Below are 22,251 nucleotides of genomic sequence, written 5' to 3'. Positions count from 1 at the left end.
GCGAACAGGTGCCAGGGTCATGACACTTCATGGTCAAGTCAAGACGGTGCCCCGGCGGCGCGACACGGACACGGTTACCCCAAATGGTCGTGCGTCGAGGTGCGTTGAGGTGCGTTTGCGGGAGCGACGGAGACGTGGGGGAGGCGGAGCGGGGCTGCTTGCCAGGTGCGGGCCGGTGGGGATTGCTCGCACAGTTCCCCGCGCTCCTGGGTATCAGAAGGGCCCTAGGGGCGCGGGGAACTGCGCGACCGGCCACAGCTGACCCGCACCCGTTGTCCGTACCCGCGTCCGTGGATACGACGCGCCGGCGGGCGGTCAGCCGGTCAGCCGACGAGGTTGTCCGCCATCTCCTCGCTGAGCGTGGACTCCGTGCCCGGGATTCCGAGGTCCTGGGCCCGCTTGTCGGCCATCGCGAGGAGCCGGCGGATACGGCCCGCCACGGCGTCCTTGGTCAGGGGCGGCTCGGCGAGTGCGCCCAGCTCCTCCAGGGAAGCCTGCTTGTGCTCCATGCGCAGGCGCCCGGCGGCGGCCAGGTGCTCCGGAACCTCGTCCGCGAGGATCTCAAGGGCACGCTGCACGCGCGCGCCGGCGGCGACGGCGGCCCGGGCCGAGCGGCGCAGGTTGGCGTCGTCGAAGTTGGCGAGGCGGTTCGCGGTGGCGCGGACCTCGCGGCGCATCCGCCGCTCCTCCCAGGCCAGCACGGACTCGTGGGCGCCGAGGCGGGTCAGGAGCGCGCCGATGGCGTCCCCGTCACGGACGACGACCCGGTCCACGCCGCGCACCTCGCGGGCCTTCGCGGCGATCGACAGACGCCGGGCGGCGCCGACCAGCGCGAGCGCGGCCTCCGGACCCGGGCAGGTCACCTCCAGGGAGGACGAGCGGCCGGGCTCGGTGAGCGAGCCGTGGGCCAGGAAGGCCCCGCGCCAGGCCGCCTCGGCGTCGCAGGTGGCCCCCGAGACCACCTGTGGCGGCAGACCCCTGATCGGGCGGCCACGGCCGTCCACGAGGCCGGTCTGGCGGGCCAGCTGGTCACCACCGGCGACAACCCGGACGACGTAGTGCGAGGCGCGGCGCAGTCCGCCGGGTGCCATCACGATCAGCTCGGAACTGTGGCCGAAAATCTCCAGGATGTCCCGCTTCAGCCGTCGTGCCGCCATCGCGGTGTCCAGCTCCGCCTCGATCACGATGCGCCCGCTCACCAGGTGAAGGCCGCCCGCGAACCGCAGGATGGCGGAGACCTCCGCCTTTCTGCAGCAGGTCCGGGTGACGGGAAGCCGGGAGATCTCGTCCTTCACCGCTGCCGTCATCGCCATGGGCCGATCCTTCCATGCATCCGAAAAATACGGTCGTACGCGGCGGCCAACAGCTCCGGGTCGTGCCTCGGAGTCCCGTCGGTCCTGGCCACCGGCGCCAGCTCGACCGCGGCACCGAACCGTTTCGCGGCGTCGGTGAGTGAGTCACGGTCGGGCACGGCGGCCTCGTCGGCCAACACCACGTCCAGGGCGAGTTTAGGGGCGTGTCGTCCCAAAACCTCCAAATGACGCTGCGGGGAGAAGCCTTCTGTTTCTCCGGGCTGCGGCGCGAGGTTCAGCGGGAGGACCCGGCGCGCCTTCGTCTCGGTGAGGGCGTCGAGCAGCTCGGGCACCAGCAGGTGCGGGATCACCGAGGAGAACCAGGAGCCGGGACCGAGGACCACCCAGTCCGCGTCGAGGACCGCGGCGACGGCCTCGGGCACGGCCGGCGGGTCGTTCGGCATGAGGTGCACGGACTGCACCTCACCGGGCGTGAGGGCCACGTTCGCCTGGCCCCGGACGGTGTCGACGTCCTCGGGCCGCTCCGGGTCGTGGCCCTTGACCAGCGCCTGGAGCTCCAGCGGTACGGCGGACATGGGCAGCACCCTGCCGTGCGCGCCCAGCAGCCTGCCGACCAGGTCCAGGGCCTGCACATGGTCGCCGAGCTGTTCCCACAGGGCGACGATCAGCAGATTGCCGACCGCGTGCTCGTGCAGTTCGCCCTGGGACTGGAAGCGGTGCTGGATGACGCGGGCCCAGGTCTGCCCCCAGTCGTCGTCGCCGCACAGCGCGGCCAGGGCCTTGCGCAGGTCACCAGGCGGAAGCACGCCCAGCTCGTCGCGCAGACGGCCGCTGGAACCGCCGTCGTCGGCGACCGTGACGACCGCGGTGAGGTCGCCGGTGATGCGGCGCAGGGCGGTGAGCGAGGCGGACAGGCCCATGCCCCCGCCCAGTGCGACGACCTTGGGCTGGGCGCCGCGGCGGCGCGGCTTGGCGCCGCGGGACTCGGCGGGCTTGCCGCCGCGTCCTTCGGCGCCCACACGCCGCAGCCGGCTCAGCCGCAGAGAGCGTTCCGTCATTCCCGGCCCATGTCCCGGTGGACGACGACCGTCTCCACTCCCTCGGACACCAGGCGGGCGGCAAGCCTCTCGGACATGGCGACGGAGCGGTGCTTGCCGCCGGTGCAGCCGACCGCGATGGTCACATAGCGCTTGCCCTCACGGCGGTACCCGGTCCGGATGAGGTGCAGCAGTTCGGCGTACCGGTCCAGGAACTCCTTGGCGCCGGGCTGGTTGAAGACGTACGAGGCCACCTCCTCGTTGAGCCCGGTGTACTGGCGCAGCTCCGGGACCCAGTGCGGGTTGGGCAGGAACCGCATGTCCGCGACCAGGTCGGCGTCGACCGGCAGGCCGTACTTGAAGCCGAAGGACATGACGGTGGCCCGCAGCTCGGGCTCCTCCTCCCCGGCGAACTGGGCGTCCATCTTGGCGCGCAGCTCGTGCACGTTCAGGCTGGAGGTGTCGATCACCAGGTCGGCGTCGCCGCGCAGCTCGCGCAGCAGTTCGCGCTCGGCGGCGATGCCGTCGACGATGCGGCCGTCGCCCTGGAGGGGATGCGGCCTGCGCACGGACTCGAAGCGGCGCACCAGGGCGTCCTCGGAGGACTCCAGGAAGACGATCCGCCGTGTGACGTTCTTGGTCTCCAGGTCGGCGAGGGACTCGCGCAGGTTGTCGAAGAAGCGGCGGCCACGGACGTCGACGACGACCGCGATCCTCGCCACGTTCCCCTGCGAGCGGGCGCCGAGCTCCACCATGGTGGGGATCAGCGCGGGCGGCAGGTTGTCGACGACGAACCAGCCCAGGTCCTCCAGACACTTGGCGGCGGTGGACCGGCCCGCGCCCGACATCCCGGAGATGATCACCAGCTCCGGAATGGCCGTCTCGGGGACGCCGGCCGTCTCGATGATCGTGCCCGTGTTCACTTCCGCTCCATCTTTCAGTACCGCTTCGTCGCCCGTGCCGCCCGTGCCGGCTGCGTCGGCTGCGTCGGCTGCGTCGTCGGTGCCGGACGGATCGTCGGTACCGGCCACGCCGGCCGCCGTCGTCCGCCGCGCACCAGCTTCGCGCGCTTCCTTGTGCGATGACTCGGTTTCAGCTGTGCGTGGTTCCCCGGCCGCGCTCGCGGCTGCGTTCGCGGCCGCGTCCGCATGCGGTTCTTCGGCGTCCGGCGTGCGCCGTGCCGCCGGTTCTCCCTGCTCATGCTGCTCGTGCTCGGTCATCTCTCCTGCCCCCGTCGCTCGTCCGAGGCGCCCGCGGACACGGGCTCCCCCACGGCCCCCGCCGTCGCCTCGGGTGCCGCGTCCTCCATGCGATCCACGTTCTCCACGCGATCCACGTTCTCCTCGCGGGCCTCGTGATCTTCGTGATCCTCGTCTTCGATGATCTCTCCGGTCGCGGTGTTCACGGCGGGAGCCACCGGAGCCGCCTGGGCGAAGGCCACGGCGATCGACTCGGCCGTCTTGCGGCCTATGCCGGGAACCTCGCAGATCTGGTCGATTGTCGCGGATCGCAGCCTTTTCACCGAACCGAAATGCTTGATCAGCGCCTGCTTGCGCGTCTCCCCGAGGCCCGGCACGTCATCGAGCGGGCTCGCCCTGAAACGCCGGGCCCGCTTGGCGCGCTGGTAGGTGATCGCGAAGCGGTGCGCCTCGTCGCGCACACGCTGAAGAAGATAGAGCCCTTCACTGGTACGTGGCAGTACCACCGGGTCGTCGTCGCCGGGCAGCCAGACCTCTTCGAGCCGCTTGGCGAGGCCGCAGACGACGATGTCGTCGATGCCCAGCTCGTCCAGGGCCCGCTGGGCGGCGGCGACCTGCGGCTTGCCGCCGTCCACGACGACCAGCTGCGGCGGGTACGCGAACCGCTTGGGCCGCCCGTCCTCCTCCGTGAAGCCGGTCTCGCCGTCGGCCCACTCGCCGGTCTTCTCCTTCTCCCCCAGGTACCGCTTGAAGCGGCGTGTGATCACCTCGTGCATGGACCGGACGTCGTCCTGGCCCTCGAAGCCCTTGATCTGGAAGCGCCGGTACTCGCTCTTGCGCTGCAGGCCGTCCTCGAAGACGACCATCGACGCCACGACGTCGTCGCCCTGGAGGTGCGAGATGTCGTAGCACTCGATCCGCAGGGGCACGCTGTCCAGGCCGAGGGCCTCGGAGATCTCCTCCAGCGCGCGGGAGCGGGTGGTCAGGTCGGAGGCGCGCTTGGTCTTGTGGAGGCCGAGCGCCTGGAGCGCGTTGCGCTGGACCGTCTCCATGAGGGCCTTCTTGTCACCGCGCTGCGGAATCCGCAGCGACACGTTCGACCCGCGCCGCTCGGTGAGCCACTCCTGGACGGGCTCCACGGGGTCGGGCAGCGCCGGGACCAGCACCTCCTTGGGTACGGAGTCGCCGGTCTCCTCTCCGTACAGCTGCTGGAGCGCGTGCTCGACCAGGCCTGCCGTAGTGACCGCCTCGACCTTGTCGGTGACCCAGCCGCGCTGGCCGCGCACCCGGCCGCCGCGTACGTGGAAGATCTGCACGGCGGCTTCCAGCTCGTCCTCGGCGAGCGCGATCAGATCGGCGTCCGTCGCGTCGGCGAGCACGACGGCGCTCTTCTCCATGGCCTTCTTGAGGGCCCCGATGTCGTCGCGCAGACGGGCCGCGCGCTCGTACTCCATGTCCTCGGCGGCATCCGTCATCTGCCGTTCCAGGCGACGGATGTACGTCCCCGTGCGACCGGTCATGAAGTCGCTGAACTCCTCGGCGAGTTCCCGGTGCTCCTCGGCCGAGACTCGCCCGACGCAGGGCGCGGAGCACTTGCCGATGTAACCGAGCAGACAGGGCCGGCCCGACCGCTCGGCGTTCTTGAACACGCCCGTGGAGCACGTCCGTACGGGGAAGACGCGCAGCAGGAGGTCCACGGTGTCGCGGATCGCCCACGCGTGCCCGTACGGACCGAAGTAGCGCACGCCCTTCTTCTTCTGGCCGCGCATCACCTGCACCCGCGGAAACTGCTCGTTCATGGTGACCGCGAGGTACGGGTAGCTCTTGTCGTCGCGGTACTTGACGTTGAACCGGGGGTCGTACTCCTTGATCCAGGAGTACTCCAGCTGGAGCGCCTCGACCTCCGTGGACACCACTGTCCACTCCACCGAGGCGGCCGTGGTGACCATCGTGCGCGTACGCGGGTGGAGGCCGGAGAGGTCCTGGAAGTAGCTGGCCAGGCGCTGGCGCAGGCTCTTCGCCTTCCCGACGTAGATCACCCGGCGGTGCTCGTCGCGGAATCTGTAGACCCCTGGGGAGTCGGGGATCTGTCCCGGCTTGGGGCGGTAGCTGGAGGGGTCGGCCATGTCTCCCACCCTACTGGCGGGGTATGACAGCGCGACGGCCCGCCAGTCCCCGGGCCGACCGCGAACCGCGGCGCTCACCGGCCACTCGGCCGGCCGCTGCCGCACGCGTCCGGGGCGTGCCGTCCCGGCCCACTTCCCGGCCCACGTCTTGCAGCCGACCGGACGTTGAAGGTTACAGCTGCCAGGAGGTGGGCAATTGTGGTGGACCGGAACCCGTTTCGGGTGCTGGCCGTGACGACCCGAAGACAATTCGGGGCAATGCTCGTACCAGTGCAGATGCAGGTGGACCCGCCGCCTCGGACACAGGCGTCGGATCGATGACCGAAGGGCTGCGGAAGATGCGACAGACACGGATCGAGAAGACACGGCGGTCGGTCCGGGTCCGCCCGTACCAGGACGAGGAGCGGTACGGCGACGGCCTGCTGTCCGGCCTCGATCCCCGCGACCCCGACATCGTGCGCGCCAAGCGCCTGCGGCCGGCCCGGCAGGGCGGCGACGGCCGCACCTGAGCCGGACGGCTGCCGCACCGTTCGTGAGGCGTGACGGCGGCCCGGAGCACAGGCGTGGCACGTACGGGTGAAGACCCGTCCAGGACGCTCCCTCGTCGGGCGCCCACCGCCTGCGCTCCGGGCCGCCCCCTGTCCGCCTTCCCTGGTCCCGCAGCTCTCACCGGCTGTCGGCCCCACCTGCCGCGTACCGCGTACCGGATGCCGCGTGAAGACACCGCGGCAGCCTCACGATGTACGTGCCGCCCCCGCCCGATTGCGCGTGGTGAGGGGTGAAGCGGCGCGTCCGGGACGTCCCGGACGCCCCGGGGCGCCCTCGGTGCGTCGGGCTTCAGCGAAGTTACGCATCAAGTGTTGTCCGGGCCTGGTCAACAGGCTTCAATGCGGGATTACTTGGGCCGGGCACCACGGCGTACGCAGGTGAACCTTTCCCGTACGCCGACCGGGCGGCCCCTACGAACAGCGCGAACGGCCCGACCAGCCGTTGTGAGCATTCACAGAAAGGGCCCTGCATGCGGCACGGCACACAGCACGCGGACGTCGCCACGGCGGAACTGGAGACGGCCCTGCGGGGCGGCCCCTTCCATGTCGCGCTGCGCGCCGCGATCACCGCCCGCGGACTGCCGCTGCAGCGCGTACAGCACCATCTGACGCGCTACGGGGTCAAGGTCGGCGTGACGAGCCTGAGTTACTGGCAGCAGGGCGCCCGGCGCCCCCAGCGCGCCGAGTCGCTGCGAGCCGTGCGCGCCCTGGAGGAGATACTCCAGCTGCCGGACGAGTCACTGATCAGGCTGCTCACGACGGCGGACGAGCTCACCGGCGCGGAACGGCCCGCGGCCCGCTCCTACCGCTCGCTGGTCGAGGCCTCCGGCGCCCTGGAGAAGCTGCTGGCCGAGCTCGACTCACCGCTCGACGGCGGGCTGCTCGCCCTCGGCCATCACGAACGGGTACGGATCGGCGCCCGCCGCGAGCTGCTGGGGCGCGACTCCCAGCACATCGTGCGGGCCCACAAGGACGGGGTCGACCGCTATGTGGCCGTCCACCACGGCGACCCCGGCTGCACCCCGGAGCGCATGGCCGTGCACGCCCTGGAGAACTGCCGTGCCGGACGCGTGCTGTGGCACCACGAGACCGGCGTGCTCGTGGCGGAGCTGCTCTTCGACACCCGGCTGCGGTCGGGCGACACCTTCCTGTTCCGCTACGGCGTCGAGGACGGCACGGCCGGCGCGTCCAGCGAGTACGTCCGCGGGTTCGGCTTCTCCGGCGGGCAGTACGCCCTGGAGGTGCGGTTCGCCGAGGAGGCGCTGCCCGTGCGCTGTCACCGGTTCACCCAGCACTCGGCGGCGGCGCCCCGCAGCGGCCGGCAGGAACTGACGCTGAGCGGGCGCCACCGGTCGGTCCACATGGTGGAGCAGCGGGTGCGCTCGGGGATCGTCGGAATCGGGTGGGACTGGGAGTGATGGGACTGGGAGTGATGGGGCTGAGGGTGATGGGCCTTCACTGAGCCCCCGCTGAGCTCCCCTCCCTCGACGTAAACGCTTACGTAAGCGTTTACGTCCCTCGCCGCATGGGGTACTTTCGCGGGCGGGCAGACCGTTCCGGGGAGGGCAGCATGGCGACGATGGCCGACGTGGCCCGGCACGCGGGCGTATCCGTCGCGACGGTGTCGCACGTCCTCAACGACACGCGCCCGGTGCTGCCGCACACCCGCCAGGCCGTGCTCGACGCCATCGACACACTCGGGTACACCACGAACAGCCTGGCCAGATCCCTGGTCACCGCCCGCACACGGTCCATCGGGCTCGCGGTGTCGGCGATCAGCAACCCCTACTTCACCGAGATCCTCCAGGGCGTGGAGGCGGGCGCCCTGGAACACGGATACAGCCTGTTGATCGCGGACCCGCACGACGACCCGGAGCATGAACGCAAGGTGGTCCGGCTGCTGCACGAACGACGCGTGGACGGCATGATCGTCGCGCCCTCCTCGGAGCCGCGGGAGCTGATCGGCTACCTCGGGCGGCACGGCGTACCGACGGTGTTCCTGGACCGGCTGGTCGACGGGGTCGACCAGGGCCCGGTGCCCGGTTTCGCGTTCGACCAGGTGTGTGCGGAGAACGCCGAGCCCGTCACCCGCCTGGTCACCCACCTCGCCGAACTGGGCCACCGGAGGATCGGCCTGGTCGCGGGCCTTTCGGGGCTCAGCACGACGAGCGAGCGGATCACCGGCTACCGGCACGGCCTGGCGTACGCGGGACTGGCGTACGACGAGCGGCTCGTGGTCCCCGGCAACTCCGAGGCGACGGGCGCCGAGCGGGCGACGGACGCCCTGCTGTCCCTCCCGGCACCGCCGACAGCGCTCGTCACCGCCAACAACGCGATGACCATCGGCGCCCTGCGGGCCGTACGCGCGCGGGGTCTGACCGTGCCCGCCGATCTGGCCCTGTGCTGCTTCGACGACTTCTCCTGGGCGGACCTCTTCTCGCCCCGGCTCACCGCGATCTCCCAGCCCAGCAAGGAGATCGGGGCGCAGGCCGTGCGGCTGCTGCTTGAACGGCTGGACTCCCCCGGCCGCGCGGCCCGTACGGTCCGGCTGCCCTCCGCCTTCGTCCACCGCACCTCGTGCGGCTGCCCCGGGAAAGGAACCGACTCGTGATCGTCGTCGCAGGTGAGGCCCTGATAGACCTGGTGCCCAGCGAGTCGGGCGCGCTCGCCGGGCTCACCCCGCGCCGCGGCGGCGGCCCGTACAACACCGCCGTGTCGCTGGGCCGGCTCGGCTCCCCCACGGCCTTCTGCTCCCGGGTATCTGCCGACGCCTTCGGCGAGGCCCTGGTCGGCGGGCTGCGCGAGGCCGGCGTCGACGTGTCGTCCGTGCAGCGGGGCGCCGAGCCCACGACCCTCGCCGTCGCGTCCATCGCCTCGGACGGTTCCGCCGGTTACTCCTTCTACGTCGAGGGCACCGCGGACCGGTTGTTCTCGGCGCCCGCCCGACTCCCGGACGGGACGCGGGCGGTGTCCTTCGGTACCTGTTCGCTGGTCCTGGAGCCGGGGGCGAGCGCGTACGAGGAACTGATGCGGAGCGCGTCCGCGCAGGGCGTGTTCACCACGCTCGATCCGAACATTCGCGCGGGGCTCATCTCCGATCCCGACGCCTACCGGGCCCGCTTCAAGAGCTGGTTGCCGTCGGTGTCGCTGCTCAAGCTGTCCGAGGACGACGCCCGCTGGCTGGGCGGCACACCGCGCGAGTGGCTGGCCTCGGGTCCCTCGGCCGTCGTGATCACGCGGGGCGGTGACGGACTGACCGCCTTCACCCGTGACGGCGGTGAGTACTCCATGCCGGGCGAACCGGTCGACGTGGTGGACACGATCGGCGCGGGCGACACGGTGAACGCGGCGCTGCTGCACGGCCTCGCCTCCCGCGACGCGTTGTCCGGCGCCGCGGTGACAGGGCTGGGGGCCGACGGCTGGGGCGAGTTGCTGCGGTTCGCCGCACGGGCCGCGGCGATCACCTGCTCCCGAGCCGGCGCGGAACCGCCGTACGCCCATGAGCTGGGCGCCCTCTGAGCGACCTCGATCTCAACAGGGTGGCGCCCCGAAGGGGCGCGGGGAACTGCGCGATCGGCCACGACGGCCCGCAGACACAAGACGGCCTGACCCGGCACCCCTGGGTGGAACCCCCGGCAGGGTTCCACAACGCGCCGCGCCCCACGGGGGATCCCGTGGGGCGCGGCGCGTGACGGTGACGACGTACAGGACCACACGGCCCTGGAGCCGGTTCAGGCCTTGCGGGCCCGGGTCGTCTTCTTGGCCGGGGCCGCCTTCTTCGTGACCGCGGTCGCCTTCTCGGCTGCCGTGCCGTTGGCGCCCTTGGCCGCGGTGGTCTTGGCCGCCGCGGACTTCGCCGTCGTGGTCCTGGCCGTCGCCGTCTTCCTCGTCGTCGACCTGGCCGCCACGGCCGTCCTGGCGGCGGCCTTGCGCGCGGGCTTCGCCTGCGGGGCGTCGCTGACGCGCTCGGCGCCCAGGACCTCCCGCAGGAACTTGCCCGTGTGGCTGGCCGGCACCCCGGCGACCTCCTCGGGCGTGCCCTCGGCGATGACGAGGCCACCGCCGCCGCCGCCCTCGGGACCCATGTCGACGACCCAGTCCGCGGTCTTGATGACATCGAGGTTGTGCTCGATGACGATGACCGTGTTGCCCTTCTCGACCAGACCGGACAGGACGACGAGCAGCTTGCTGATGTCCTCGAAGTGCAGGCCGGTGGTCGGCTCGTCCAGGACGTACACCGTGCTTCCGGTGGACCGCTTCTGGAGCTCGCTGGCGAGCTTCACGCGCTGGGCCTCACCGCCGGACAGGGTCGTCGCGGACTGGCCGAGCCTGACATAGCCGAGGCCGACGTCGTTCAGCGTCGTGAGGTGACGGGAGATCCGCGGGACCGCGTCGAAGAAGTTCATGGCTTCCTCGATCGGCATGTTCAGGACGTCGGCGATGGACTTGCCCTTGTAGTGGACGTCCAGGGTCTCCCGGTTGTAGCGGGCACCGTGGCAGACCTCGCACGGGACGTACACGTCCGGGAGGAAGTTCATCTCGATCTTGATCGTGCCGTCGCCCGAGCAGTTCTCGCAGCGGCCGCCCTTGACGTTGAAGGAGAAGCGGCCGGGCAGGTAGCCGCGCACCTTCGCCTCGGTGGTCTCGGCGAACAGCTTGCGGACGTGGTCGAAGACGCCTGTGTACGTCGCCGGGTTCGACCGGGGGGTGCGGCCGATGGGCGACTGGTCGACGTGCACGACCTTGTCGACGAGGTCGTCGCCGTCCACGCGCGTGTGACGGCCGGGAACGCTCCTGGCGCCGTTCAACTCGCGGGCCAGGTGCGTGTACAGGATGTCGTTGACCAGCGTGGACTTGCCGGAGCCCGAGACTCCCGTGACGGCCGTGAGGACGCCCAGCGGGAACGACACGTCGATGTCTTGGAGGTTGTTCTCACGGGCTCCGTGCACCGTGAGCTGCCGGGAAGGGTCGCGCGGGCGCCGGATGTCGGGCAGCGGGATGGCCTTCTTGCCGGACAGGTACTGACCGGTCTGCGACTCCTCGTTGGCGAGGAGCTCCTTCAGGGAGCCACTGTGCACGACGTGGCCGCCGTGCTCGCCCGCGCCGGGACCGATGTCGACGATCCAGTCGGCGACCTTGATGGTGTCCTCGTCGTGCTCGACGACGATGAGCGTGTTGCCCATGTCGCGCAGCCGGACGAGGGTCTCGATGAGGCGGTGGTTGTCCCGCTGGTGCAGACCGATGGAGGGCTCGTCCAGGACGTACAGGACGCCTACGAGGCCGGAGCCGATCTGGGTGGCCAGCCGGATGCGCTGGGCCTCGCCGCCGGAGAGGGTGCCCGCCGCGCGGTTCAGCGACAGGTAGTCGAGGCCGACGTCGACCAGGAACCGCAGCCGTTCGTTGACCTCCTTCAGGACGCGCTCGGCGATCTTCTTGTCGCGGGCGTCGAGCTTGAGCTCGCCCAGGAACTCCGCGCAGTCGCTGATGGACATGGCGGCGACCTCGGCGATGGACTTCTCCATGACCGTGACCGCGAGGACGACCGGCTTGAGGCGCGTGCCCTCACAGGTGGGACAGGGCACCTCGCGCATGTAGCCCTCGAAGCGCTCGCGGCTCGCGTCGCTCTCGGCCTCGCCGTGCCGGCGCTTCACGAAGGGGACGGCGCCTTCGAAGGGCGTGGTGTACACACGCTCTCTGCCGTACCGGTTCCGGTAGCGGACCTCGATCTGCGTCTTGTGCCCGTACAGGAGGGCCTTCTTGGCGCGCTGCGGGAGACCGGCGAAGGGGATGTCGGTCCGGAATCCCAACGCGTCCGCGAGGGCTCCGATCAGGCGCGCGAAGTAGTCCTTGGTGTGCCCGTGCGACCAGGGGTGGATGGCGCCCTCGTCGAGGGACTTGTCCTCGTCCGGGACGATCAGCTCGGCATCGACCTCCATGCGCGTGCCGATGCCGGAGCACTCCGGGCAGGCGCCGAAGGGCGAGTTGAAGGAGAAGGAGCGGGGCTCCATCTCCTCGAAGGACAGGTCGTCGTACGCGCAGTACAGGTGCTCGGAGTACATACGCTCGCGCTCGGGGTCATCGGCCGGGAGGTCGACGAAATCGAGCACGACCATGCCTCCGGAGAGGCCGAGCGCGGTCTCCACGGAGTCGGTCAGGCGGCGCTTGGCGCCGTCCTTGACCGTGAGGCGGTCGACGACCACCTCGATGGTGTGCTTCTCCTGCTTCTTCAGCGTGGGCGGCTCGGTGAGCTGGATCGTCTCGCCGTCGACCCGGGCCCTGCTGTACCCCTTGGTCTGGAGGTCGGCGAAGAGGTCGACGAACTCTCCCTTGCGCTCACGCACCAGCGGCGAGAGCACCTGGAAGCGGCTGCCCTGCGGGAGCTCCAGGACCTTGTCGACGATGGCCTGCGGCGACTGGCGCGAGATGGGACGGCCGCACTCGGGGCAGTGCGGCTTGCCGATGCGCGCGAAGAGCAGACGCAGGTAGTCGTAGACCTCGGTGATGGTGCCGACCGTCGAGCGCGGGTTGCGCGAGGTCGACTTCTGGTCGATGGAGACCGCAGGGGAGAGGCCCTCGATGAAGTCGACGTCCGGCTTGTCCATCTGGCCGAGGAACTGCCGGGCGTACGAGGACAGCGATTCCACGTAGCGCCGCTGTCCCTCGGCGAAGATCGTGTCGAAGGCCAGCGAGGACTTGCCCGACCCCGACAGGCCCGTGAAGACGATGAGCGAGTCGCGCGGGAGGTCGAGCGAGACATTCTTCAGGTTGTGCTCGCGCGCTCCACGGACGATGAGACGGTCGGCCACGCCGGTCCGCACCTTTCTTGAGAGAAGTGACAGGGGCGAGGCCCCACGTCTTTCTCAGACTAGGGGGAGCCACTGACAACGCCGGTTCGGTTCGTCTCGATGAGAACAATCCCGGGCTTCCAAGAATGCCAGGCGCCGCCCATGACCATATAGCACGCGCATTCGATTTGCGGAGGCTGTCCACCACCTTCACCCGAACGTGTGGCGGGGCTATCGTCGGACGCATGAATGATCATGTGCGCGACCTGGCGTCTGTACGTGACGCGACCGATCGGCTGCTCAGCGCAGTCGCCGGGCTGGACAACGCTTCTGTGACCCAACCGTCACGGCTGCCCGGCTGGAGCCGTGGCCATGTCCTGGCTCATCTCTCCCGCAACGCGGACGCCCTCGTGAACGTCCTGGAGGGGCGGCCGATGTACGCCTCCGAGGGCGCCCGGGACGCCGACATCGAGCGGGACGCCCCCAGGCCCCTGGAGACACAGCTCACCGACCTGCGCGACAGCGCGGCCCGCTTCCAGGAGAGCGGGGCGGCACTCGCCGACTGGTCCCGCACCGTGGAGCTGCGCAACGGGGTCACCGACTCGGTGGCCCGGCTGCCGTTCCGGCGGTGGATCGAGGTCGAGCTGCACCGGGTGGACCTGGGGCTCGGGTACGAGCTGGAGGACCTGCCCGCGGAGTTCGTGGAACGGGAGGTCGCCTTCCTCGCGGACCGCTTCGCCGGGCACCCCGAGCTCCCGTCCACCCGCGTCACGGACGGCACGCACGCGTGGAGCACGGGACGCGCCTCCGGAGGCGGGCCCGAGGTCACCGTGACAGGTCCCGCCCCCGTCCTGCTCGGCTGGCTCACCGGGCGCCGGAAGGGTGCCGAGCTGCTCGTCGCGGGCGGACCCCTTCCCGTACCGCCCCCGCTATAGGCTGAGCGGTATGACGTACAGCGGAGCGGTGAAGGTCGGCGGCCCTGCGGATGTGCACGAGCTGCGGGACCTGATGATCTCCAAGGTCGCGGTCGGCCCGATGGACAACAACGCCTACGTGCTGCGCTGCCGGGCCACGGACGAGCAGCTGCTGATCGACGCGGCCGACGACGCCGGGACGCTGCTCACGCTGATCGGCGACGACGGGATCACGTCCGTGGTGACCACCCATCGGCACGGCGACCACTGGCAGGCGCTCGCGGAGGTGGTGGCGACCACGGGCGCGCGTACGTACGCCGGACGGGACGACGTCGACGGCATCCCCGTCCCGACGGACGTCCCGGTCGGGGACGGCGACACGATCCGGGTGGGACACGTGGAGCTGACCGCGCGCCATCTGGTGGGCCACACACCCGGCTCGATCGCGCTGGTCTACGACGACCCGCACGGGCACCCTCATGTGTTCACGGGTGACTGTCTGTTCCCGGGTGGTGTGGGCAACACACGTAAGGACCCGAAAGCCTTCGCCAGTCTGATCCACGATGTCGAGACGAAGATCTTCGGCACCCTGCCCGACGAGACCTGGGTCTACCCGGGACACGGCAACGACACGACACTGGGCTCGGAGCGGCCCCATCTGCCGGAGTGGCGCGCACGGGGCTGGTGAAGCGCACGGGGCTGGTGCATCCGCCTGTGCCGCGAGCGGGACGGTGAACGGTCCGCTGTCGGCTGCCCGCCGGGAGGCGGGCGGACGTCTGTGGGACGTCCGCTGCGGCATGCGATGCCGGGGAGCGCGCGCGTCGGCGCGCGCCCCGTGTGAACCGAGCGCTCACGCCGGTGCCCCGCGCGCGCTCCCCGCGCCCGGGGGCACGCTGTCCACTGGTAGCAGTCCCGCACAGGATGACGGCTCCTGCGCGGACGGGCCGCCGGCCATTCGATCCCCGCCCTCGGCCGGCGGCCCCGCTCGGCAGCGGTGGCCGACGTCCGGCGGCCACCGCCCCGGGGTTCGGCCCGGTGGACACGTGAATCGCCGCTGATGTCACACCAGTTCACAGCATTGCAACACCCGTTCCCACTATGCGGACAGTTGTCGCTGTGACCTCGACAGCCGGGCCCGCGCACTGCCACTCTCCCGCCATGCATCCTGCCCAAGTCACCCTGCGCGGGGCTCTGTCCGCCGCCACCGTCGCTCTGCTCGCCGTCGCCGTCGGCTGTGCCCCGCAGCCCGAGGACCCCGAGGACAAGGCCGCCGACAAGCCCTCCGGCGCGTCGTGCGCCAAGGGCAAGCTGGACACCGAGACCTCCGGCAAGCTGACCGTCGCGACGGACGAGCCCGCGTACGAGCCGTGGTTCACGGACGGCAAGCCGGCCAACGGCAAGGGCTTCGAGTCGGCCGTCGCGTACGCCGTGGCGAAGCAGCTCGGGTACGACAAGGGTGACGTCGTCTGGCAGACCGTGCCCTTCAACAAGGCCTTCGCGCCCGGCGAGAAGACCTTCGACCTCGACATCAACCAGGTGTCGATCAGCGACGAACGCAAGAGGGCCGTCGACTTCTCGTCCGGCTACTACGACGTGCGCCAGGCCGTCATCGCGCTGAAGGACTCCAAGGCCGCCCGGGCGAAGAGCATCGCCGACCTCAGGGGCGTCAAGCTGGGCGCGCAGGTCGGCACGACCAGCCTCGACTACATCGACGACGTGGTGAAGCCGACCCGGGCACCGGCCGCGTACGCGAAGAACGACCAGGCCAAGTCCGCGCTCAAGAACGGTCAGGTGGACGCCATCGTGGTCGACCTGCCGACCGCGTTCTACATCACCGCGGCCGAGGTCACGGACGCGAGGATCGTCGGGCAGTTCGAGAACCAGGGCGGCGCACCGGAGCAGTTCGGGCTCGTGCTGGACAAGGGCAGCGCGCTCACCTCGTGCGTGACGGACGCCGTGGACGCCCTGCGCGAAGACGGCTCCCTCGCCGCCATCGAGAAGCAGTGGCTGTCCGACGCCGTCGACGCGCCGGTACTCAAGTGACCGTCGTGAAGGCGGAGTCGGGCGAGGGACCCGGCAAAGGGCCTGCCGAGGGCGACGCACACGATCCGTATGTCCCGTCGCGGCGGCGGATCGAGCGTGAGCGCCACAAGCGCTCGCGTGCCCGCCGCGCGACCACGATCGCCGCGCTCTCCACTCTGGTGACCGGTGTCCTCCTCTACCTCGTCGTCGTCAACGCACCCGGCTGGCCGCGTGCCAAGGAGACGTTCTTCAACGCGCGGTACGCGCGCGAGGCGTTCCCCAAGGTTCTGGAAGGTCTGTGGCTGAACGTCCGGCTGCTGCTCGTGTGCGGCGCGGCGGTCCTCGTACTCGGCATGCTGATCGCCGTCGCCCGCACCCTGCGCGGTCCGGTCTTCTTCCCCCTTCGGGCGCTGGCCGCCGCGTACACCGACTTCTTCCGCGGCCTGCCGCTGATCATCAACCTGATGATCGTGGTTCTGGGCGTTCCGGCGCTGCGGCTGCAGGGCATCACGGTCGATCCGGTGCTGCTGGGCGGCACGGCGCTCACGCTGACGTACTCGGCGTACGTCGCCGAGGTGTTCCGCGCCGGCATCGAGTCGGTGCATCCCTCGCAGCGGGCCGCGGCGCGCTCGCTCGGGCTGAGCAACCGTCAGGCACTGCGGTACGTGGTCCTGCCCCAGGCCGTACGCCGCCAGGTGCCGCCGCTGCTCAACGACCTGGTGTCGCTGCAGAAGGACACCGGACTCGTCTCGATCGGCGGCGCGGTCGACGCCGTACGTGCCGCGGACATCATCGTGGGCCGCAGCCTCAACTACACGCCGTACATCGTCGCGGGACTGGTCTTCGTCGCACTGACCATTCCCATGACCCGATTCACGGACTGGGTCACGGCGCGGATGGACCGCCGACAGGCACAGGGAGGAACCATATGAGCCGGGCGACCACGGACTCCGCCGCCCCCGTGCTGCGTATGGAGGCCGTCCGCAAGACCTTCGGCAGTTCGGTCGTGCTGCGCGACGTCGACCTGGAGGTCGCTCCGCACACGGTGACGGCGCTGATCGGGGCCTCGGGGTCCGGCAAGTCCACCCTGCTGCGCTGCGCGAACCTGTTGGAGGAGATCGACGACGGCGCCATCTGGCTGGACGACGAGGAGATCACCGACCCGCGGACCGACCAGGACGCGGTGCGCCGCCGCATCGGCGTGGTCTTCCAGGCGTACAACCTGTTCCCGCACATGACCGTCATGGAGAACATCACGCTCGCCCCGCGCCGCGTGCACGGCATGGACCGCGGGGAGGCACAGGCACGCGCCCGCGAGCTGCTCGACCGGCTCGGGCTCGGCGCCAAGGCCGACGAGTATCCCGACCGGCTGAGCGGCGGCCAGCAGCAACGGGCCGCTATCGTCCGCGCCCTGGCCGTACGCCCCCGCCTGCTGCTCCTCGACGAGGTCACCGCCGCCCTCGATCCGGAGCTCGTGGGCGAAGTCCTGGGCGTCGTCCGGGACTTGAAGGACGACGGCATGACCATGGTGCTGGCCACGCACGAGATGGGCTTCGCCCGCGATGTCGCGGACCAGGTCTGCTTCCTCGACGGCGGGGTCGTGCTGGAGCGCGGCACGGCCGAGGAGATCTTCGGCGAGCCGCGGGAGGAGCGCACGCGACGCTTTCTGCGACGGATCGTGGAGGCGGGACGGCTCTGAGAGGTCATCGGACAGGTCATGCGCGAGGTCATGTGTCGATGGTGGCACCCGCCACTGACATCGACCGCCCGACCGCCCGACCGCCTGACCGCCGGTGATCGGTGACCGGTGATCGCTCACGTGTGACCGCTCACCCGTGGCGGCTCTCGCGTGGCGACTCACCCGGCCTCTCACCCGTGGTCGTCAGGCCTGCGCCCGCCCCGTCCCCGCCAGCGCCGCGACCCGCTCCACCCCGAACACGTACCCCTGCACACCGCAGCCCGCGATGACCCCGTCGGCACGAAGCGAGACGTACGAGTGGTGCCGGAACTCCTCGCGCTTGTGGATGTTGGAGATGTGGACCTCCAACACGGGCAGGCCGTCACAGGTGTTGAGCGCGTCCAGGATCGCGACGGAGGTGTGCGAGTAGGCGCCCGGGTTGATCACGATCCCCGAGTGGCCGAGGCGTGCCTCGTGGATCCAGTCGACCAGCTCCCCCTCGTGGTTGGACTGCCGGAAGTCGACCGTGCCGCCGTGCGCGGCCGCCGCCTTGGCGCACAACGCCTCGATGTCGGCGAGGGTGTCCGAACCGTAGATCTCCGGCTGCCGCTGGCCGAGGAGATTCAGGTTGGGGCCGTTGAGAATCATGATGGGGGCGCTGGCGAGGGTGCGGGGCACGGTTCCTCCGGTCCGATCGGGTGGGCCGGTCCGTTCAGGACCGCTGACCCGGTTTATCACGGTGCGCGGACACCGGGACGGCCTGTGCCCTGCCCACCGCTCTGCCCGGCGCATCACGGTGATGCACTGAAGCCCCTGGGCCCCCGCGCGCCCCCGTAACCCCTGGTGACCGTGGGTAGTTGACGCGGCATGCATCGTGTACGCACAGTAAATCCCCCTTCCGGTCCCCCTTCCATGTTGCGGCTCGCGGCCGCCGCGCTCGCCGGGACGGCCATCGAGTTCTACGACTTCTTCGTCTACGGGACGGCGGCCGCGCTCGTCCTCGGTCCCCTGTTCTTCCCCACGTTCTCGCCGGTGGCGGGGACGCTGGCCGCCTTCGCGACCTTCGGGGTCGGGTTCGTGGCGCGGCCCCTGGGCTCGGTCCTGTTCGGCCACATCGGGGACCGGCACGGACGGCGGCCCGTGCTCGTCGCCTCCCTGTTGCTGACCGGCGCCGCGACCGTCGCGGTCGGCTGCGTACCGACGTACGACTCCATCGGTACGGCCGCTCCCGCGCTGCTCCTCGTGCTGCGTTTCCTGCAAGGGCTCGGGCTCGGCGGGGAGTGGGGCGGGGCGGTGCTGCTGACCGCGGAGCACGCGCCCGCCGACCGTCGCGGACTGTGGTCGAGCTTCCCCCAGATCGGTCCGGCGCTGGGCTTCGTCCTCGCCAACGGCGTGATGCTGGCGCTGTCGGCGACGCTCTCGGAGGCGCAGTTCGCGGCCTGGGGCTGGCGGGTGCCGTTCTGGGCGGCGGGCGTGCTCGCCGCGGCCGGGCTGTGGCTGCGCTCCTCGCTCGCCGAGAGCCCGCGGTTCCTCGAACTGCGGGAGCACGCGCGCGTACCGCTCGTCGAAGTGGTCCGCGGCCACTGGCGACTCGTGCTGCTGACGGCGGGGGCGCTCGCGGTCGGGTACGCGCTGTTCTACGCGGTGACGACCTGGTCCCTCGCCTACGCGACCGAGCGGCTCGGGGTGAGCCGTACCGTCATGCTGGCCTGCATCATGGCGGCCGTCGTGGTGAAGGGCGCGCTCACTCCGCTGGTGGCTGTCCTGAGCGACCGTTACGGACGGCGGCCCCTGTGCCTGGCCGGCTGCGCGGGCGCCGCGGTGTGGATGTTCCCGATGATCGCACTGCTGTCGACGGGCGAACCGCTGCTGATGTTCCTCGGCTTTCTGGTGGCGCTGATCGCCTTCGTGACGATGTTCGCCGTGATCGCCGCGTATCTGCCGGAGCTGTACGAACCGCGGGTGCGCTGCACGGGCGCGGCGGTGGGCTACAACCTGGGCGGGGTGCTCGGAGGCGCGCTCACCCCGATCGTGGCGACGGCGATCGCCGACCAGAGCGGGCGGGTGCCCTGGGGCGTGGCCGCCTATCTGACGGGCATCGCGCTGCTCAGCCCCGGATGCTTCGCGCTGCTCCCGGAGACACGGCCCGTGAAGGCGGTGACGGCGGAACCGGTCACGGGCTGAGCTGGACAGCTACGGATTGATCGCAAGCTCCAGATACGCCGCGAACAGCACCAGGTGGACCCCGCCCTGAAGCGGGGTCGCCCGGCCGGGGACCACCGTGAGGGAAGCGACCACGACGGTCAGGGCGAGCAGCACCATGTGGGTGGCGCCCAGGCCGAGGACGAGTGGCCCGGAGAGCCAGATGGACGCGACGGCCACGGCCGGGATGGTCAGGCCGATGCTCGCCATCGCCGAGCCGAGGGCAAGGTTCAGGCTGGTCTGTACGCGGTCACGGCGGGCGGAGCGCAGTGCGGCGATCGTCTCGGGGAGCAGGACGAGCAGAGCGATGACCACGCCGACCACGGAGTGCGGCATCCCGGCCGCCTGCACGCCGGACTCGATGGTGGGCGAGACGCCCTTGGCGAGACCGACCACTCCGACCAGGGCCAGGCCGAGGAGTCCCAGGGTGATCAACGTGGTCCTGGAGGAGGGGATGTCGGCGTGGTCGTCCTCGTCGATCACCTCGCCCTGTCGGGTGATCGGCAGGAAGTAGTCGCGGTGCCGCACTGTCTGCGTGGTCACGAACATGCCGTACAGGACGAGCGAGGCAAGGGCGGCGAAGGTGAGCTGCGCCGTGGAGAACTCCGGCCCCGGCTTGCTGGTGGTGAAGGTCGGCAGCACCAGGCTGAGCGTCGCCAGTGTCGCCACGGTCGCGAGGGCGGCGCCGGCGCCCTCCGCGTTGAAGACGGCCAGGCCGTGCCGCAGGGAGGCGACGAGCAGGCTGAGGCCGACGATGCCGTTGCAGGTGATCATCACGGCCGCGAAGACGGTGTCGCGGGCCAGCGTGGAGCTTTTGTCCCCGCCGTCCGCCATGAGGGTGACGATCAGCGCCACCTCGATGACCGTGACGGCGACGGCGAGGACCAGCGAACCGAAGGGCTCGCCGACCCGGTGCGCGACCACCTCGGCGTGGTGGACCGCGGCCAGCACCGCGCCGGCCAGCACCAGCGTCACCAGGGCGACGACCACGCCGGGCAGATCACGGCCCCAGGTGAGGGCCAGCAGGACGATCGCGATCACGGGCACGACGGCCGTCCACTGCGTCATGAGTGACCGAAGCCGAACGATCATGCAGCGATCGTCGCAGGCCCGCTCGTGCCTCGCACTCCGGCGGGGCGTCCCCGAGCCGTGGAGCGTTCAGCGCACGGGGCAAGCACCGGGGGCGGTGGTCGGCGGAGCGCCGACCACCGCCCCCGGGGACGTGGACTCCCGGTGACGCTGGGCTCCCGCGTCCGACGCGGTCAGACGTCGATGCTGTCCTTCTCGGAGCCTTCGGACCCTTCGGCCTTCTGGACTCCTCCGGTCTCCCGCGTCTCTTCGGCCGCCTGCTTCCTGGAGGCCATGAGGCTGGTGACCGTGGTGACCACCAGGACGGCGCAGATGACGCCGAGGGAGACCGGGATGGATATCTCCGGTACATGGACGCCGGACTCGTGCAGCGCGTGCAGCACGAGCTTGACGCCGATGAATCCGAGGATGACCGACAGGCCGTAGCTGAGGTGGACCAGCTTCCTGAGGAGTCCGCCGATCAGGAAGTACAGCTGCCGCAGCCCCATCAGCGCGAACGCGTTGGCCGTAAAGACGATGTACGGGTCCTGCGTCAGGCCGAAGATCGCAGGGATCGAGTCGAGCGCGAAGAGGACGTCGGTGGTGCCTATCGCGAGCATGACGACCAGCATCGGGGTCATGACCCGCTTGCCGTTCTGCTGGATCCACAGCTTGGTGCCGTGGTAGCGGTCGGCGACACCGAAGCGGCGCTCGACGGCCTTGAGCAGCCGGTTCTCCTCGAACTCCTCGTCCTCGTCGTCCGCGCGGGCTTCTTGGATCAGCTTCCACGCGGTGTAGATGAGGAACGCGCCGAAGATGTAGAAGACCCATGCGAAGCTCGCGAGGATCGCGGCTCCCGCGGCGATGAAGATCGCGCGCAGGACGAGGGCTATCAGCACACCGACCAGCAGTACACGCTGCTGGTACTGCGTGGGCACCGAGAACTTCGCCATGATCAGGACGAAGACGAAGAGGTTGTCGACACTCAAGGACTTCTCGGTGATGAAGCCGGCGAAGAACTCACCGGCGGGCTGGCCGCCGGAGAAGAGAAGCAGTCCGAGTCCGAACAGGCCGGCCAGGGCGATCCAGACGACCGTCCAGATGCCGGCTTCCTTCATGGATACGTCGTGCGGCTTGCGGCCGATGAAGAAATCGACCGCGATGAGGGCTGCCAGGCCCACGATCGTCAGGACCCAAAGGGTCATGGAAACATCCACTGCGCGCCTCCGGCAGTACGTAACGGCAAGGGTCAGCGTCGTCGCTGCCGGAGGTCTCTTCCACCCGATGTGTCCGGGGCGCGCGATGCGCCCGGTGTGATTCGGGCCGACGCCCCGGGATCCTGTCAGATCCGTATTGACG

18 protein-coding genes are annotated in these 22,251 nt (G+C 70.4%); 10 read left to right on the top strand and 8 right to left on the bottom strand.

Annotation, left to right across the window (positions count from 1 at the left end):
- Positions 1-323: 323 nt before the first annotated feature.
- The 4 genes from whiA to uvrC are packed head-to-tail and all read right to left on the bottom strand — an operon-like array spanning position 324 to position 5,675.
- Complete coding sequence (whiA, locus tag AOK01_RS12780; RefSeq protein WP_055511099.1) at positions 324-1,313, bottom strand: DNA-binding protein WhiA; 990 nt, start codon at positions 1,311-1,313, stop codon at positions 324-326.
- The gene (locus AOK01_RS12775) at positions 1,304-2,371 is read right to left on the bottom strand and encodes a gluconeogenesis factor YvcK family protein (protein ID WP_055511098.1); all 1,068 of its coding nucleotides are present in this window, start codon (positions 2,369-2,371) and stop codon (positions 1,304-1,306) included. Before AOK01_RS12775 ends, whiA begins: the two co-directional genes overlap by 10 nt.
- Entirely contained in the window at positions 2,368-3,570 is a 1,203-nt protein-coding gene (gene rapZ, locus AOK01_RS12770; RefSeq protein ID WP_055511097.1) for an RNase adapter RapZ, read from the bottom strand. Before rapZ ends, AOK01_RS12775 begins: the two co-directional genes overlap by 4 nt.
- On the bottom strand, positions 3,567-5,675 hold the full coding sequence (uvrC, locus tag AOK01_RS12765) for an excinuclease ABC subunit UvrC (protein ID WP_055511096.1): 2,109 nt from the start codon (positions 5,673-5,675) through the stop codon (positions 3,567-3,569). Before uvrC ends, rapZ begins: the two co-directional genes overlap by 4 nt.
- Positions 5,676-6,013: 338 nt before the next feature.
- Between uvrC and AOK01_RS44075 the strand changes: the two genes are divergently transcribed.
- From AOK01_RS44075 to AOK01_RS12745, 4 genes are all read left to right on the top strand, one after another.
- Positions 6,014-6,184: a hypothetical protein gene (locus AOK01_RS44075; protein ID WP_169800126.1), complete on the top strand. Its 171-nt coding sequence runs from the start codon at positions 6,014-6,016 to the stop codon at positions 6,182-6,184.
- 509 nt (positions 6,185-6,693) lie between these two features.
- Positions 6,694-7,641 carry a hypothetical protein gene (locus AOK01_RS12755; RefSeq protein ID WP_055511094.1) on the top strand — a complete coding sequence of 316 codons (948 nt, stop codon included), beginning with the start codon at positions 6,694-6,696 and terminating at the stop codon, positions 7,639-7,641.
- Positions 7,642-7,793: 152 nt separating this feature from the next.
- Positions 7,794-8,834: a LacI family DNA-binding transcriptional regulator gene (locus AOK01_RS12750; protein WP_055511093.1), complete on the top strand. Its 1,041-nt coding sequence runs from the start codon at positions 7,794-7,796 to the stop codon at positions 8,832-8,834.
- Positions 8,831-9,742: a carbohydrate kinase family protein gene (locus AOK01_RS12745; RefSeq protein ID WP_055511092.1), complete on the top strand. Its 912-nt coding sequence runs from the start codon at positions 8,831-8,833 to the stop codon at positions 9,740-9,742. Before AOK01_RS12750 ends, AOK01_RS12745 begins: the two co-directional genes overlap by 4 nt.
- 212 nt (positions 9,743-9,954) lie before the next feature.
- On the opposite strand, the gene uvrA is transcribed toward AOK01_RS12745, so the two are convergent.
- The gene (gene uvrA / locus AOK01_RS12740; protein WP_055511091.1) at positions 9,955-13,029 is read right to left on the bottom strand and encodes an excinuclease ABC subunit UvrA; all 3,075 of its coding nucleotides are present in this window, start codon (positions 13,027-13,029) and stop codon (positions 9,955-9,957) included.
- A gap of 224 nt (positions 13,030-13,253) precedes the next feature.
- On the opposite strand from uvrA, the gene AOK01_RS12735 reads away from it, so the two are divergent.
- The 5 genes from AOK01_RS12735 to AOK01_RS12715 all read left to right on the top strand — a co-directional run bounded on the left by AOK01_RS12735 (position 13,254) and on the right by AOK01_RS12715 (position 17,643).
- Entirely contained in the window at positions 13,254-13,943 is a 690-nt protein-coding gene (locus AOK01_RS12735; protein ID WP_055511090.1) for a maleylpyruvate isomerase family mycothiol-dependent enzyme, read from the top strand.
- Positions 13,944-13,953: 10 nt separating this feature from the next.
- Positions 13,954-14,610: an MBL fold metallo-hydrolase gene (locus AOK01_RS12730; RefSeq protein ID WP_055511089.1), complete on the top strand. Its 657-nt coding sequence runs from the start codon at positions 13,954-13,956 to the stop codon at positions 14,608-14,610.
- Positions 14,611-15,080: 470 nt separating this feature from the next.
- Positions 15,081-15,965 carry an ABC transporter substrate-binding protein gene (locus AOK01_RS12725; protein WP_055511088.1) on the top strand — a complete coding sequence of 295 codons (885 nt, stop codon included), beginning with the start codon at positions 15,081-15,083 and terminating at the stop codon, positions 15,963-15,965.
- A complete protein-coding gene (locus AOK01_RS12720; protein ID WP_055511087.1) occupies positions 15,962-16,876 on the top strand; it encodes an amino acid ABC transporter permease in 915 nt (304 codons plus the stop codon). Before AOK01_RS12725 ends, AOK01_RS12720 begins: the two co-directional genes overlap by 4 nt.
- The gene (locus tag AOK01_RS12715) at positions 16,873-17,643 is read left to right on the top strand and encodes an amino acid ABC transporter ATP-binding protein (protein ID WP_055511086.1); all 771 of its coding nucleotides are present in this window, start codon (positions 16,873-16,875) and stop codon (positions 17,641-17,643) included. The genes AOK01_RS12720 and AOK01_RS12715 overlap by 4 nt, the downstream gene beginning before the upstream one ends.
- Positions 17,644-17,826: 183 nt before the next feature.
- Here the strand turns inward: AOK01_RS12715 and aroQ are convergent, their stop codons facing one another.
- Positions 17,827-18,300 carry a type II 3-dehydroquinate dehydratase gene (gene aroQ, locus AOK01_RS12710; protein WP_055511085.1) on the bottom strand — a complete coding sequence of 158 codons (474 nt, stop codon included), beginning with the start codon at positions 18,298-18,300 and terminating at the stop codon, positions 17,827-17,829.
- A gap of 234 nt (positions 18,301-18,534) precedes the next feature.
- Between aroQ and AOK01_RS12705 the strand changes: the two genes are divergently transcribed.
- Positions 18,535-19,806 carry an MFS transporter gene (locus tag AOK01_RS12705; RefSeq protein ID WP_055511084.1) on the top strand — a complete coding sequence of 424 codons (1,272 nt, stop codon included), beginning with the start codon at positions 18,535-18,537 and terminating at the stop codon, positions 19,804-19,806.
- A gap of 9 nt (positions 19,807-19,815) precedes the next feature.
- Here the strand turns inward: AOK01_RS12705 and AOK01_RS12700 are convergent, their stop codons facing one another.
- The gene (locus AOK01_RS12700) at positions 19,816-20,916 is read right to left on the bottom strand and encodes a calcium:cation antiporter (RefSeq protein ID WP_055511083.1); all 1,101 of its coding nucleotides are present in this window, start codon (positions 20,914-20,916) and stop codon (positions 19,816-19,818) included.
- A 170-nt stretch (positions 20,917-21,086) separates the two neighbouring features.
- Complete coding sequence (locus AOK01_RS12695) at positions 21,087-22,109, bottom strand: TerC family protein (protein ID WP_055511082.1); 1,023 nt, start codon at positions 22,107-22,109, stop codon at positions 21,087-21,089.
- Positions 22,110-22,251: the final 142 nt, after the last annotated feature.

Origin of the sequence: Streptomyces aurantiacus, assembly GCF_001418335.1 — a bacterium.
GTDB lineage: Bacteria > Actinomycetota > Actinomycetes > Streptomycetales > Streptomycetaceae > Streptomyces > Streptomyces aurantiacus.
This window is presented reverse-complemented; position numbering and strand designations above follow the sequence as displayed.

Coding starts and splice junctions, on each gene's coding strand:
- AOK01_RS44075 (WP_169800126.1), top strand. CDS start 6,014: ATGCGACAGACACGGATCGAGAAGACACGGCGGTCGGTCCGGGTCCGC.
- uvrC (WP_055511096.1), bottom strand. CDS start 5,675: ATGGCCGACCCCTCCAGCTACCGCCCCAAGCCGGGACAGATCCCCGAC.
- AOK01_RS12750 (WP_055511093.1), top strand. CDS start 7,794: ATGGCGACGATGGCCGACGTGGCCCGGCACGCGGGCGTATCCGTCGCG.
- AOK01_RS12755 (WP_055511094.1), top strand. CDS start 6,694: ATGCGGCACGGCACACAGCACGCGGACGTCGCCACGGCGGAACTGGAG.
- AOK01_RS12705 (WP_055511084.1), top strand. CDS start 18,535: ATGTTGCGGCTCGCGGCCGCCGCGCTCGCCGGGACGGCCATCGAGTTC.
- AOK01_RS12725 (WP_055511088.1), top strand. CDS start 15,081: ATGCATCCTGCCCAAGTCACCCTGCGCGGGGCTCTGTCCGCCGCCACC.
- rapZ (WP_055511097.1), bottom strand. CDS start 3,570: ATGACCGAGCACGAGCAGCATGAGCAGGGAGAACCGGCGGCACGGCGC.
- AOK01_RS12730 (WP_055511089.1), top strand. CDS start 13,954: ATGACGTACAGCGGAGCGGTGAAGGTCGGCGGCCCTGCGGATGTGCAC.
- whiA (WP_055511099.1), bottom strand. CDS start 1,313: ATGGCGATGACGGCAGCGGTGAAGGACGAGATCTCCCGGCTTCCCGTC.
- AOK01_RS12775 (WP_055511098.1), bottom strand. CDS start 2,371: ATGACGGAACGCTCTCTGCGGCTGAGCCGGCTGCGGCGTGTGGGCGCC.
- AOK01_RS12715 (WP_055511086.1), top strand. CDS start 16,873: ATGAGCCGGGCGACCACGGACTCCGCCGCCCCCGTGCTGCGTATGGAG.
- AOK01_RS12700 (WP_055511083.1), bottom strand. CDS start 20,916: ATGATCGTTCGGCTTCGGTCACTCATGACGCAGTGGACGGCCGTCGTG.
- AOK01_RS12735 (WP_055511090.1), top strand. CDS start 13,254: ATGAATGATCATGTGCGCGACCTGGCGTCTGTACGTGACGCGACCGAT.